The sequence below is a fragment of the Paenibacillus sp. TSA_86.1 genome, assembly GCF_052691815.1.
This window is the reverse complement of sequence record NZ_JBQZGE010000008.1, coordinates 66,994-79,793: the sequence shown is the minus strand read 5'-3', so window position 1 is coordinate 79,793 and position 12,800 is coordinate 66,994. Positions and strand designations below refer to the sequence as shown.

The window sequence follows — 12,800 nt, the reverse complement described above, 5'->3', positions numbered from 1 at the left end:
AAAATATCCGAACATTTGTACTTTCTTCAAACGTCAGCGGCTTCTCAGCGAAGCCAGTACATCTTCCATATCCTGCGGGATCGGCGCGTTGAATTCCATGTATTCTCCTGTGGTAGGATGTACAAAACCAAGTGTTGCCGCATGCAGGGCCTGTCCATTCATTCTGATACCCTTGTTACGGCCATATGTCGGATCACCAACAAGGGGATGACCGATAAATTTCATATGCACCCGGATCTGGTGGGTACGTCCTGTTTCAAGCTTTAACTCAAGCAAGGTATAGTCGTTGATGCGCTCCGTTACTGTAAAATGAGTCACCGCATGTTTGCTGTTACGTTCCGTGACCGTGTACATTTTGCGATCATTGGTATCTCGTCCGATCGGTGCATCAATCGTACCTTGATCATGACTGAGATGGCCGTGAACCAGCGCAATATAACGTCTATTGACACTATGCTCCTTCAACTGGGCAGCCAGGGATGCATGGGCACGGTCATTTTTGGCAGCCATAATCAAGCCTGACGTATCCTTGTCAATCCGATGTACGATCCCTGGACGCAATTCACCGTTAATGCCGGAGAGATCCTTGCAATGATACATCAGAGCGTTCACAAGTGTACCTGACGTATGTCCCGGTGCCGGGTGTACGACAAGTCCACGTTGTTTGTTAATGACAATAAGGTCACTGTCTTCGTAGACCACTTCAAGTGGAATATTCTCCGCAATGATCTCCACCGCGGCAGGCTCAGGAATCTGTAATACGATCTGATCTCCTTCGTACAGCTTAGCGTTGGACTTCACTACAGCACCATTGACCGTAACCGCCCCGTCTGCAATCCATAGCTGAACCTGCGAGCGAGAAACGTTATCTACGGCTTCTGTAATGTATTTATCCACACGTTCTTTCTTATGTTCAGCGGCAACGATCCATTCCAACCGTTCCTCACCGTTAAATTGTTCATTGTTATTATGTTGTTCCTCATTCAATTTACTCATGATGCTCATTCCCTTCAATCTTTGCAGCCGCTTTTTCACGACGTCCTTCGAGCAATGTTTCCACAACAATCAGTGCAACCCCAATACAGATGGCCGAATCAGCGATGTTGAAAATCGGAAACGTATAACTACCAAAATTAAGCTGTACAAAGTCTACAACTTCCCCTGTCAAAGCACGGTCAAGAAAGTTGCCGATCGCTCCTCCAAGTACGAGACTAAGGGCTACTGGCAGCAATTTGTGCGGAGTATCTTTTACCTTTTGCAAATACCAAATCAAGGCGATAACCACAATGATGGTCACCACAATAAAGAACCAGCGCTGGTCCTGCAAAATACCAAACGCCGCACCTGAATTACGATGAGAAGTGATGACAAAAAAATTGCCAATGACCGGAATTTCTTCTCTAAGTTCCATACGGGTAGCAATCAGGTACTTCGTTCCCTGATCTACTAAAAATACGATAAAAGCAAGGATATAATACACCACGTTTGTTGTCACTCCGTTCTTGTCTTTTCCAGCGATACCAAGCTTTCGCCAGACTTATTTATTGTAGCACAGCTATTCGAAGATCGTCCATGACATGGCAAACGCACAAGGCCGAAGCATGAGTCATACGGCATGGAAAATGCGATAACATTTGCCTTCTGTAATCCCACCCGAAACGGTACATCCTAGAGTGGAGACAATAACCGGATTCCAGATGGAACAGAAAGGGGAAAGCTATGTCACATTTTACAGCCGAGCAAATGCAATCTTTACGTTCCCAACTTTTGTCTGACAAACAAGATATCGAGCACCGGCTATCAGAGAACGAACACTACGGCTTGGGAGACTCTTTAAAACTGCAGACTGGTGAACTGTCGCCGATTGATAACCATCCTGGTGATCTTGCCACGGAGGTGTATGAACGGGAGAAGGATATCTCCCTGCTCGAGCATGATGAGTTTCAACTCGAACGTATTGATTCAGCCCTGCACGCGATCGAAGAAGGTCATTACGGTACATGTGCTGTCTGCCAGCAACCGATCCCTTATGAGCGCATGGAGGCTGTACCCTACACAAAATATTGTAAAAAACATCAGCCCGAGACCGTTGTTTCCGAGAATCGCCCTGTGGAGGAGGAGTTCCTTGCTCCATCGTTTGGACGTACCAGTCTGGACGAACGGGAAGATCAAAATGGCTTTGACGGCGAAGACGCCTGGCAGATTGTAGAGAGCTGGGGCAACTCGGACTCCCCTGCAATGGCGGAGAACGGTGATATTGACAGTTACGATGTTATGGCTATTGAAGCTACGGAGGAAATGGATGGTTTCGTTGAAGCTTATGAGAGCTTTGTCGCTACAGATATTTATGGTCATGATGTATCCATTGTCCGCAACCGACAGTACCGACAGTATCTGGAGAATCGCGAAGGATCGGGGCTCCTTGAACCCGATGCCGGGGATGATGAATCATATTAGGGTTTTGTGAAATGCTGAACCGTCATTCAAGCATTCTAGTAGGTATTCATATCAAGCTGCCGCTGCACGATCCGCACAATATCAGCTATGTAATCTCCGACGATGGGCAGATTTAACGCGCCAAGAACTTGTAACACATAGATAATGGTTGCGGCAAAAAAAGTAAATCCGATAGCGATTCCTACACCTCTCGCTGCACCGGACAACAAATTCAAGCCGATGAGCTTCCATGGTCTGTTTAGCAGCTCTGTATACTGCGCGATTCGTGAACGCTCCAGTTCATTGGCAAGCCGGTTCGTTAATGTATGTAACTCTTCGATTTTGTCGTGGGATGTATTCACGGAATCTGTAGCAGGAGTTTCCTTCATGGATTCGGCTGACTGTTCTTGTTTACTCATGTTTCGCTCCATTCCTTACATGAATATAGATCAAACGAACGAAATACTTTTTTTAAAATCTTCACCATTTAATCATTGCCTTATCCCCGAAAAAACAAACGAGCCCAGCTTCAGGAATTATTTCCTTAGCTGTGGCTCATTTAGTTATATCCTCTATCTAATCACATGTCCTAAAATATAAATCATGTTATCCGCAAGAACAAGAAAATGTCTCTTTACCCTACGCTTCAATATAGATTCCGATAGCTTTGCCTCCGGCTTCTACGCGCTCCATTGCATCCATCTTGCCAAATGTCACGTCTGTGACGAGTACATTTTCGCGCAAGACATCGTCAAATGCCTGAATTGCTGCTTGAAGATCTGCATCTACATCCAGCGTCAAACGTACTCTTTTCTCAATGGGCAGATCCAGTCGTTTCCGTGTATCCTGTACCGCCCGAACCACTTCACGAACCCAGCCTTCCTGCTCCAGCTCCGTTGTGATTTCTGTGTTGAGGGCTACCGTCAATCCATAACCGGAAGCGGAAGCAAAGCCCGATTTGGCTTGTTTCTCAACGAGTAATTCCTCATCCGTTACCTGTAACTCTTCCCCTTCTGGAGAAACGACGTTGAAAACACCTTCGGATACCACTTTACGAGTCTCGTCAGCCGTCATGCCTTTAAAGAGGTTTTGCAAGAATCCTACGTTTTTGCCGTATTTTTTACCGGCAACTTTGAGATTCAGCTTCAGTGTAAAGTCAACGAATTCCGCATCGTTATGCTCTGTACGGATTCCTTTGACGTTGATCTCTTCCTTGATGATATCTTCATAACTTGCCAGATCGAAGCCTTTATCGAGGGAAACAATCAACTCGGACAGCGGCTGACGAGTTTTGATACTCGTCTCGTTACGAACGTTACGAGCAAGCTCAACCACGCGACGGGCTGTTTCCATGTCTTGCTCCAGAGCTGTATCGATCAACGCTTCATTGGCTGCAGGATAGTCATCCATATGCACGCTCTCGCCAGTTGTCAGGTTAAGATAGATATCTTCAGCGAGCATTGGTGTGAACGGTGCAACCAACTTCGCTGTCGTCACCAGCACTTCGGTAAGAGTGCGATACGCATCCAGTTTATCCTCTGTCAAACCACTTCCCCAGAAGCGGTCACGGGAACGACGGATATACCAGTTACTAAGCTCATCTACGAAGGCTTCAATCGCTTTGGAAGAGTTCAAGTAGTCGTTCACAGACAACGCTTTTTCTACCACAAGAATCAGGCTATTCAATCTGGACAAAATCCAGCGATCCAGCTTGTGAGCAGACAATTGGAATGGATGCTGCTGTGGATCGAATCCATCGATGGTTGCGTATAACGTCAGGAAGGCATGGGTATTCACCAGCGTATCCACCATTTTGGATTTTGCTTCCCCTACAATGCCTTTGGAGAAACGTTTGCTGTTCCACGGTGCACTGTCAGACAACAACGCCCAGCGGAAAGCATCGGTACCGTACTCTTCAATGACTTCCCACGGATCGATGACATTGCCTTTGGATTTGGACATCTTCTGTCCGTTTTCATCCAGTACGTGTCCGGTTGCCATAACAGCTTTATACGGCGCCTTACCTGTCAACAGTGTGGATACCGCGAGCAGGCTGTAGAACCAGCCGCGCGTCTGATCAATTCCTTCACAGATCATATCCGCAGGATACTGCTGTTCAAATACATCTTTATTTTCAAAAGGATAGTGCTGCTGTGCAAACGGCATGGAGCCGCTGTCGAACCAGACATCAATCACTTCAGGCGTACGCTTCATTTCGTATTTACCGCAAGAACTAAGCACTTTCACTTCGTCCACATACGGCTTATGCAACTCCAGATTTTCAGGTACATAGCCTATGGCACGCGCACGTAACTCAGCAATGCTGTGCGGGGCAAACTGTTCGCCTGTTTCTTCACACACCCAGATATTCAGCGGTGTTCCCCAGTAACGGTCACGGCTGATGTTCCAGTCCACAAGGTCCTCAAGGAACTTACCAAATCGGCCTTCACGCACATGAGCCGGGAACCACTCCACTTGGCTATTGTTGGCAATAAGTTGATCCTTGATCGCTGTTGTCTGGATAAACCAGCTATCCATAGCATAGTACAGAAGCGGAGTATCACAACGCCAGCAGAACGGATAGCTGTGCTCGTATTTCTCTTTGCTGAACAAGCGACCATTCTCAGACAGATATCTCACGATGTCGATATCACAATCTTTGACGAAACGACCTGCAAAATCAGTTACTTCTGCCACAAACTTACCTTCCAGATCAACCAAGCTCACAAAACTGATGCCATTCTCGCGGCACACACGATAGTCATCTTCACCATGTGCAGGAGCCATGTGAACGATACCCGTACCACTTGCATCCGTTACAAACGCTGCGCCCAGAATGATATTCGTTTTTTCTGCCTGAACGTAGTTAAACGGCGGACTGTATGTTTTGCCGACCAGATCAGCGCCTTTCAGTGAACCGATGATTTCATACTCGCCTTTGCTGTCTTTCATCACTTTTTCAACCAGATTCGTAGCCATGATGTACACTTCATCGTTTTGACGTACACGGGAGTAATCCATCTCCGGGTTCACAGCAAGAGCAACGTGAGAAGGAAGCGTCCATGGTGTCGTCGTCCAAGCCAGCACGAATTCGCCGCTGTCATCCAGCTTGAATTTTGCTGTAGCACTCAGGTCTTTAACGTCCTTGTACCCTTGTGCAACTTCATGCGAGCTCAGTGTTGTCTGACAGGAAGGACAATATGGACTTACGCGGTGACCACGATACAAGAGCCCTTTCTCGTGAATCGTCGCAAGGTTGTTCCACACACTCTCGATATAGTTATTATCGAGCGTGATATACGGGTTATCCATATCTGTCCAGTATCCGATACCTTCCGTCAAGTCGCGCCATTGCTGCTCGTATTCAAAAACACTTGCTTTACATTCGTTGATAAATTTCTCCACGCCATAATCTTCGATCTCCCACTTGTGGGAGATGCCCAATTTCTTCTGTACTCCAAGCTCTACCGGCAAGCCATGTGTATCCCATCCGGCTTTACGCACAACGCGGTATCCCTTCATCGTGTTGTAACGTCCCACAAAGTCTTTAATTACACGACCGAGAACGTGCCCGATATGAGGTTTACCGTTGGCTGTTGGCGGGCCTTCGTAAAATACGAAGTTTGGCTTACCCTCCCGGTTCTCAATGGAGCGTTTAAACGTATTCTCCGTTTTCCATTTATTTAACACACGTAATTCTCGTGCCCGTGCTTTCTCTTTGACATCCACTCGTTGCATGCTGTTCAGCTTCCTTTCTGTTGTTAAGATGAATCGATTGTAAAACGTCCACAAGCGCGGCTCATTCCGCTCACCGTTTCGGGACACAAAAAAACCTCGTCCCTTGGAAAGGGACGAGGTTATGCTCGCGTTACCACCCTAATTCTGTTCATCACAAACCACATTCAGGTTACCTGAGTATGCTCTGTCATCAACAGCGCTTAAGCCCCGCTAAACTGACGCAGGGTACCGTTATAACGTACGGTTTACGGTTCAGCTTACACACGGCAATGCATTACCGCTTCAGCGTCACTTCTCCGGGGAGATATTCGGCTACAACTCATCCGTTGGTTTGCACCAGACACCAACTCTCTGAGGGATGAGATCATAACGTACTGAGCCCGTCATGGAATCACTATTCAATATGAATATAGTTATAGCTTCTTTACCCGCAAAAGTCAACCGGGCGGCAGACTAATAAATTTCTTTCATCTCCCGCTCACGATCACGCACTTCCTGCTCACGGCTCTCCAGTGCTTCCCAGCCATCCTGTGTCAGCAGTTCCAGCTGAGCTTCAACAAGCGTGCGGAAACGCGCACGATAGATGGATGCCTGCTTCTTCAGCTCTTCCACTTCCAAAGCAATCTTACGTGATTTGCCAAGCGCTTCGTTAACGATTCGGTCCGCATTTTTCTCTGCTTCCTTCACGATTAACTGAGCTTCCTTCTTCGCGTTATTCTTCACATCGTCAGCAGCTTCCTGTGCAATGATGATCGTTTTGCTGAGAGTCTCCTCGATGGTAGCAAAATGATCCAGCTTCTCCTGAACGGACAGCAGCTGATTGCTCAGCTCTTTGTTCTCGCGAATGACGCCTTCGTAATCTTTGATGACTTGATCCAGAAATTCATTGACTTCATCCTCGTCATACCCACGCAAGCGTCGGGAGAATTCCTTGTTATGTATGTCCAGCGGCGTTAATGGCATGCTGTCCACCTCCTGTAAAAATTCCTTCTCGTGTTCAGAGAAGGTTTGAAGCATATGGGTTCCACCCAAGGGGTCGTATGAAAGATTCCGATTCTGTTACATTGTACGAAATGCAGGTTCTGTACTCACCGTCAGAGATCCACATATGTTGTACTTTAATGTATATCGGAAACACCGAGTATTTTTTTACCTTTACGTTTAACATTTCGACAAGAATTCGGATTATCCTGCATCAATATCAAGCAAATTTCCCGATTTTCACCCGGCAACGGCCCTTTTTGGTCATGCCTTCCTGTTCCAACACCTTGAAACGACCAAAGCCTTGAATGGAAACCACATCCCCCGCCTTGAGCGGCTTCGAAGGGTCTTCCACCACTTTCCAGTTCACTTTACAACGCCCTGCCTTGATTGGAACCAGCACTTTACTCCGGCTCATCCGGTATACATCTGCACAGATGCCATCCAGACGCAACGAAGCAACGGTAATGTCTATGGTGTCCAATTTTGTGTCAGACCATTTCATCTGATTTAATGGCAATAGCTCTGTGAAGACATGTAACCGATGAACCTGATTCAATTGAAGCGATAAAAAAGCGCCGGTTTCCGCTGCCACCACTGTATGGCAACCGTCCTCCAGCACTTGAATATCTCCAATCTTGCCTCGTTTCATCCCGAGCCCGAGCAGGGAACCCATATAGTCCCCATGCTCCAGTTCCGAGATTTTCTGATCGTCAGACGTAATGCTAAGCACTTGCATCCCCATATCTTCGTCATCCAGGTATCGATAATCGGGTGCAATCAATGCACGTTTGCGTTCAGCCGCTTCGTAACCGCCATCCAGACGAATCTGAACGTCATCGCTACGATTGACCAGGGTTTGAAGAATAAACACCTGTCTTGGATCAAGGAAATCGGTGAGCTTCATATCATGATAATTGCTCGCCCGTTCAACCCAATCGGTCGCTTTATCTACAAAGTCCCGCTCATCATGGCTAAAATGTTCATAAATATCACTGCTCATCTATGTCACCCTAACCTAAAATGTCAAATACTGAACTATAGAGAGTAACCCAACGAGCGCCAGTCGAAGAACAAGCAGCGCGACAATCGGGGAAATATCCAGCACACCGAACAGAGGCGGGATAAACCGTCGGAAAGGACTTAAATAGGGTTCCACAAATTTGCCTAACAATTCACCGATGAAGCTTTCCCGTGCGTTGGGAAGCCATGACATCAATATGTAGACAATGACCATGTAAAAATAAATCTGGTACAGCGTACCCAATATACCTTCAATCATCTGATACAAAAAAGGCTCACCTCATTCTGTTATAATCTTGCTCGCTGTCAGCCAGTATCTCCGTAATGGTTCCCTGAATTTCAACCGTATCTGGCGTACAGAGAAAAATGTTGCCGCCAATTTTAGATATACCGCCACCTAATGCATATACCGTGCCGCTTAGAAAATCAATCACACGTAAAGCCTGATCCTGACGGATTCGCTGCAGATTCACAACAACGGTACGATGCGACCGCAAATGGTCGGCAATTTCCTGCGCTTCGTCATAGGAACGAGGCTCATAAAGGACAACCTTAACATTTTTCTGGGAATGAATGCTAACCACATTGTTACCCCTTTGGTTTCTACGTTTATCAAGTGCAGAGGTTTCATTTTCCTGCTGTTCAGACTCATGTTCTTCTTGTGCAGCAAGCCGCTCACGCTGCACAATCTCTTCCTCTTCCTGAAGTCCCAGGAAATTCATAAATTTATTCATTACGCCCATCGTGTTCCCTCCTCTTTTCCTACGAGAATTGATCCAAGCCGCACCCAGGTTGCTCCTTCTTCAATGGCCACTTCGAAATCGTTAGACATTCCCATAGACAGCTGTGTGATCGGTTCTGCTGTCAGTGCTTGTCCATTCAAATCATCTCTCAGCTCACGCAACCCCCGAAATACAGGACGCGTCGTCTGTGGATCTTCCTCATGAGGTGCCATCGTCATCAGACCGATGACCTTAAGGTTGTTGAACGATTGAATATCCTTCAGAAAAGAACTTGCCTGCTCAGGTTGCAAACCATACTTGCTCTCTTCGCCTGAAATGTTCACCTGCATAAACGTGTTCACCTGGATTCCAAGTGAAGCAGCTTTTTTATCCAGTTCTTTTGCCAGTGACAAACGATCCAGTGAATGTATGTACGCAAACTTGCCAATGACGTCTTTCACCTTGTTTGTCTGCAAATGACCGATAAAATGCCAGGTCCCCTTCTGCCCGAAGGCTTCCCATTTCGACTGTGCATCCTGCCAGCGGTTTTCCCCAATATGCTCAAGACCATGTTCAAGCACAGACCCTGTCGTTTGCTGTGAAACGTATTTCGTGACCGCGATCACATTCACATCCTCCAAAGGGCGGTTGCTGCGCTTGCACGCATCTTCAATCTTCTGATTAACCTGTTGTATACGCTCCTCCAATGACACAGAGGGTCACCTCTCTTCCAGCCCAATCCAGCTAGCCATTCTTCCCGTTATCCCATTTTCCTTGCGATAGGAGAAAAACAGTTCGGGATGACAACTTGTACACCATGTTGTACATTCGATATGATCCGGCAATATTCCTGCTTTCATCATAATGTGTCGATTACATTCTTTCAAGTTTAACATCGTTTTTCCGTTCGCGGCAGATGTATAAATCTGCTTAGAAGCCAAAGGATTGCATTTATCATTACCCTCTGGACCATCAAGCCAAACCCGGACATGCTTCATAACAGCCTCATCCACTTCATAACAGCAATCCCCAATAGAGGGCCCAATCGCGGCACGGATATCCTCTCTCCGGCTTCCGTACTCTTGTTCCATCATTTCCACCATAGAGACGGCAATGCCTGCAACCGTGCCTTTCCATCCGGCGTGAGCGAGACCTACAACCTGTTTCGCCGGATCATAAAAATACAGCGGAACGCAGTCAGCGTAAAAAGAGGTCAGCAGCACACCAGGCACGTTGGTTACCAGTCCATCCGTATCTTGCAACGCTGATTGACGATCCAGCAAACCTCTGCCGCGGTCTTTAGAAGTGATCACTGCCACATCTTTGCCATGCACCTGTTCTCCACACGTCCATGCTTCCAGTGGAAAAGAAAGCTTCCTGGTCACGAGACGGCGATTTTCGAGTACCGCTCCAGCATCATCCCCAACGTGATACGCACAATTAAGCGTAGCGTAGGGTTCTTGACCAATCCCGCCATGTCTGGTTGTAAATCCCGCCGTCAACTGACTGAACGTGCGTTTCCAAGGTTCAATATATAATAACAGCGGATCAGGAGCACCATGCCCCGTTGGACGGGTTCCCCCTCCACTTACATTTTTGTCCAATACAAATGGTTCCATTCCCTCACCTCACAACTTCCAGTGTACCAAATACAAGTGCATCCTGTCTCCTTTATATCGTTCTCCGCTGACTCCGATCCAACCGTTCCAGTCGCTCTGTGCGTTCTGTCCGGCTCTGTTGCTGCTCATCGTACAACCGGGCTTCCCGTTCACGCTCATCATATCCCTGTTCCTTCACCTCATCCATTTTGACCAGAATGACATCCGAGCCAATCTTGACAATATTTTTCCAAGGAATGATCAGATCGGTTCCCCCTCCAAACAGCCCCATAAAACGGCTATACCCTGGCACGACGATGGACTCGATTCGCCCCTGCTTGAGGTCCAGCTCCAGATCACTGATCTGGCCGAGACGCTTGCCATCCGTAATATTGATAACGTCCTTTGTTTGAAAATCGGAAATCTTCATGCCGCGTGATGCTGAGTCACTCGTATTTGTTCTCATTCCTTCCGCCTCCCGTTAACGCTCATCTGCCCGTTCTGCATCCTTCTATATCAATATATGTCCTGTAGGCGAAAAATGTCCTGTTTTTCAATTGCCTATTCCAAAAAGCATATCTGAGTAACACCAGTCCCGCCTCTTCTTTCTCTAATGCACAAAAAAGACGATCAATGGAATGGTTATCCGACCGATCGCCCTTTTGTTTTATGTCACCCTACGACTTCACATGTTTCTGCATCTGCTGTATCGCCGATTTTTCGAGACGTGAAACCTGAGCTTGTGATATCCCGATTTCATCCGCCACTTCCATCTGGGTCTTCCCTTCAAAAAAGCGCATTGATAAAATCATCTTTTCCCGTTGACCGAGACGGTGCATCGCTTCTCGCAATGCTATTTCCTCGATCCAGGACACATCCTTGTTTTTGTCATCACTGATCTGATCCATAACATAGATCGGGTCTCCCCCATCATGATAAATCGGTTCAAACAGAGATACCGGGTCTTGAATGGCATCGAGTGCAAAAACAACATCTTCCTTCGGCACATTAAGTGCCTCTGAAATCTCAAATATCGTCGGCTCGCGTGAATTTTTATTCGTCAGGCTGTCACGAACCTGAAGTGCCTTGTAGGCAATATCCCGTAGTGACCTGGATACACGAATCGGGTTATTGTCACGCAGATATCTGCGAATTTCACCGATAATCATCGGCACCGCATAGGTTGAAAATTTGACATTCTGGGATAAATCAAAATTATCAATGGCTTTCATCAGGCCGATACATCCAACCTGGAACAGATCATCGACAAACTCCCCCCGATTGTTAAAACGTTGAATGACACTGAGTACCAGACGCAGGTTGCCATTCACTAATTTCTCTCTTGCTGAGCGATCATGGTGCTGCTGAAGGGAATGAAATAATTCCCGCATTTCAATATTGGTGAGAACAGGCAACTTTGCGGTGTCCACGCCACAAATCTCGACTTTGTTTCGGGTCATCGTGATTTACCTCCCAAGGAGAAACATTAATGTACATTATCTCCGGGGCAGGCTTTTTTATTCGTCATTGGCACCCTTGCCAGTAATACCCATTCTTCTTTTCCCACAGGATCAGACCATTTTATTGAACTCTTTTCGAAGCCTCTTAATGATTCTTTTTTCAAGCCTGGAAATATAGGATTGGGAGATTCCCAGCAGATCCGCTACATCTTTTTGCGTTTTTTCCTCGCCATCTGTCAAGCCAAAACGAAGCTCCATAATCATTCGCTCGCGATCCGTCAATTTCTCCAGTGCCTTATGCAACAGCTTGCGATCTACCTGTTCTTCAATATTTCGATAGATTGTATCATTCTCTGTACCAAGCACATCGGATAACAAAAGTTCATTTCCATCCCAATCGATATTCAGTGGTTCGTCAAAAGAAACTTCTGTACGGATTTTACTGTTGCGCCGCAGATACATCAATATTTCATTTTCGATACACCGCGAAGCGTAGGTAGCAAGCTTGATTTTCTTTTCCGGATCGAATGTATTTACAGCCTTGATCAGTCCGATCGCACCAATGGATACCAGATCCTCGATATTGATGCCTGTGTTCTCGAACTTGCGAGCAATATACACAACCAGACGCAGGTTACGCTCAATTAACATGGCACGAATGGCCGAATCTCCTGACGATAACTTCTGTAACAAGTACTCCTCTTCTTCCCGTGTCAATGGAGGTGGAAGTGCTTCACTTCCCCCGATGTAATAAATTTCTTCGCTTTTCAGCCCAAACAGGAACAACAAACGATAATATTGTATCTGGGCAACCAGTTTCCATTTCACAAGCATGTAGGTTC

Annotated in this window: 14 protein-coding genes and 1 other annotated feature; of the genes, 1 reads left to right on the top strand and 13 read right to left on the bottom strand. The window is 46.7% G+C overall.

All coding sequences use genetic code 11. The annotated features are described in order from the left end of the window. Nucleotides 1-33: 33 nt before the first annotated feature. Nucleotides 34-996, bottom strand: a complete 963-nt coding sequence (locus ACUTVW_RS16725) for an RluA family pseudouridine synthase (protein WP_445646846.1) — start codon at nucleotides 994-996, stop codon at nucleotides 34-36. Beyond that, nucleotides 989-1,483, bottom strand: a complete 495-nt coding sequence (gene lspA / locus ACUTVW_RS16720; protein WP_434753252.1) for a signal peptidase II — start codon at nucleotides 1,481-1,483, stop codon at nucleotides 989-991. The genes ACUTVW_RS16725 and lspA overlap by 8 nt, the downstream gene beginning before the upstream one ends. Before the next feature lie 236 nt (nucleotides 1,484-1,719). Here lspA and ACUTVW_RS16715 point away from each other — a divergent pair, with 236 nt between their 5' ends. After that, nucleotides 1,720-2,457 (top strand): TraR/DksA C4-type zinc finger protein, encoded by a 738-nt coding sequence (locus ACUTVW_RS16715; protein WP_445646845.1) that lies wholly within the window; start codon nucleotides 1,720-1,722, stop codon nucleotides 2,455-2,457. Between the two features lie 35 nt (nucleotides 2,458-2,492). Here the strand turns inward: ACUTVW_RS16715 and ACUTVW_RS16710 are convergent, their stop codons facing one another. From ACUTVW_RS16710 to sigE, 11 genes are all read right to left on the bottom strand, one after another. Then, nucleotides 2,493-2,855, bottom strand: coding sequence for a DUF5665 domain-containing protein (locus ACUTVW_RS16710; RefSeq protein ID WP_445646844.1), 363 nt, complete (start codon nucleotides 2,853-2,855; stop codon nucleotides 2,493-2,495). Between the two features lie 220 nt (nucleotides 2,856-3,075). Beyond that, on the bottom strand, nucleotides 3,076-6,174 hold the full coding sequence (gene ileS, locus ACUTVW_RS16705; protein WP_445646843.1) for an isoleucine--tRNA ligase: 3,099 nt from the start codon (nucleotides 6,172-6,174) through the stop codon (nucleotides 3,076-3,078). A 106-nt stretch (nucleotides 6,175-6,280) separates the two neighbouring features. Then, nucleotides 6,281-6,570: a binding site (T-box leader), on the bottom strand. A gap of 57 nt (nucleotides 6,571-6,627) precedes the next feature. After that, entirely contained in the window at nucleotides 6,628-7,137 is a 510-nt protein-coding gene (locus tag ACUTVW_RS16700; protein WP_090923744.1) for a DivIVA domain-containing protein, read from the bottom strand. A 238-nt stretch (nucleotides 7,138-7,375) separates the two neighbouring features. After that, nucleotides 7,376-8,158: a YlmH family RNA-binding protein gene (locus ACUTVW_RS16695; RefSeq protein WP_445646842.1), complete on the bottom strand. Its 783-nt coding sequence runs from the start codon at nucleotides 8,156-8,158 to the stop codon at nucleotides 7,376-7,378. A gap of 15 nt (nucleotides 8,159-8,173) precedes the next feature. Next, nucleotides 8,174-8,437, bottom strand: coding sequence for a YggT family protein (locus tag ACUTVW_RS16690; RefSeq protein ID WP_090923796.1), 264 nt, complete (start codon nucleotides 8,435-8,437; stop codon nucleotides 8,174-8,176). Nucleotides 8,438-8,453: 16 nt separating this feature from the next. Then, nucleotides 8,454-8,921 (bottom strand): cell division protein SepF, encoded by a 468-nt coding sequence (locus ACUTVW_RS16685; protein WP_445646841.1) that lies wholly within the window; start codon nucleotides 8,919-8,921, stop codon nucleotides 8,454-8,456. Further along, nucleotides 8,912-9,613: a YggS family pyridoxal phosphate-dependent enzyme gene (locus tag ACUTVW_RS16680; RefSeq protein ID WP_445646840.1), complete on the bottom strand. Its 702-nt coding sequence runs from the start codon at nucleotides 9,611-9,613 to the stop codon at nucleotides 8,912-8,914. Before ACUTVW_RS16680 ends, ACUTVW_RS16685 begins: the two co-directional genes overlap by 10 nt. Before the next feature lie 6 nt (nucleotides 9,614-9,619). Next, nucleotides 9,620-10,519, bottom strand: a complete 900-nt coding sequence (pgeF, locus tag ACUTVW_RS16675; protein ID WP_445646839.1) for a peptidoglycan editing factor PgeF — start codon at nucleotides 10,517-10,519, stop codon at nucleotides 9,620-9,622. A 52-nt stretch (nucleotides 10,520-10,571) separates the two neighbouring features. Continuing rightward, nucleotides 10,572-10,964 carry a YlmC/YmxH family sporulation protein gene (locus tag ACUTVW_RS16670; protein ID WP_434750147.1) on the bottom strand — a complete coding sequence of 131 codons (393 nt, stop codon included), beginning with the start codon at nucleotides 10,962-10,964 and terminating at the stop codon, nucleotides 10,572-10,574. 211 nt (nucleotides 10,965-11,175) lie between these two features. Continuing rightward, nucleotides 11,176-11,958, bottom strand: a complete 783-nt coding sequence (gene sigG, locus ACUTVW_RS16665) for an RNA polymerase sporulation sigma factor SigG (RefSeq protein WP_110898501.1) — start codon at nucleotides 11,956-11,958, stop codon at nucleotides 11,176-11,178. 111 nt (nucleotides 11,959-12,069) lie between these two features. Next, on the bottom strand, nucleotides 12,070-12,792 hold the full coding sequence (sigE, locus tag ACUTVW_RS16660) for an RNA polymerase sporulation sigma factor SigE (protein ID WP_445646838.1): 723 nt from the start codon (nucleotides 12,790-12,792) through the stop codon (nucleotides 12,070-12,072). Nucleotides 12,793-12,800 lie beyond the last annotated feature (8 nt).

What these genes read in the sequence shown, in the direction of transcription:
- ACUTVW_RS16725 (WP_445646846.1), bottom strand. Translation starts at nt 996, where the DNA reads ATGAGTAAATTGAATGAGGAACAACATAATAACAATGAACAATTTAAC.
- ACUTVW_RS16715 (WP_445646845.1), top strand. Translation starts at nt 1,720, where the DNA reads ATGTCACATTTTACAGCCGAGCAAATGCAATCTTTACGTTCCCAACTT.
- ACUTVW_RS16710 (WP_445646844.1), bottom strand. Translation starts at nt 2,855, where the DNA reads ATGAGTAAACAAGAACAGTCAGCCGAATCCATGAAGGAAACTCCTGCT.
- ileS (WP_445646843.1), bottom strand. Translation starts at nt 6,174, where the DNA reads ATGCAACGAGTGGATGTCAAAGAGAAAGCACGGGCACGAGAATTACGT.
- ACUTVW_RS16700 (WP_090923744.1), bottom strand. Translation starts at nt 7,137, where the DNA reads ATGCCATTAACGCCGCTGGACATACATAACAAGGAATTCTCCCGACGC.
- ACUTVW_RS16695 (WP_445646842.1), bottom strand. Translation starts at nt 8,158, where the DNA reads ATGAGCAGTGATATTTATGAACATTTTAGCCATGATGAGCGGGACTTT.
- ACUTVW_RS16690 (WP_090923796.1), bottom strand. Translation starts at nt 8,437, where the DNA reads ATGATTGAAGGTATATTGGGTACGCTGTACCAGATTTATTTTTACATG.
- ACUTVW_RS16685 (WP_445646841.1), bottom strand. Translation starts at nt 8,921, where the DNA reads ATGGGCGTAATGAATAAATTTATGAATTTCCTGGGACTTCAGGAAGAG.
- pgeF (WP_445646839.1), bottom strand. Translation starts at nt 10,519, where the DNA reads ATGGAACCATTTGTATTGGACAAAAATGTAAGTGGAGGGGGAACCCGT.
- ACUTVW_RS16670 (WP_434750147.1), bottom strand. Translation starts at nt 10,964, where the DNA reads ATGAGAACAAATACGAGTGACTCAGCATCACGCGGCATGAAGATTTCC.
- sigG (WP_110898501.1), bottom strand. Translation starts at nt 11,958, where the DNA reads ATGACCCGAAACAAAGTCGAGATTTGTGGCGTGGACACCGCAAAGTTG.
- sigE (WP_445646838.1), bottom strand. Translation starts at nt 12,792, where the DNA reads ATGCTTGTGAAATGGAAACTGGTTGCCCAGATACAATATTATCGTTTG.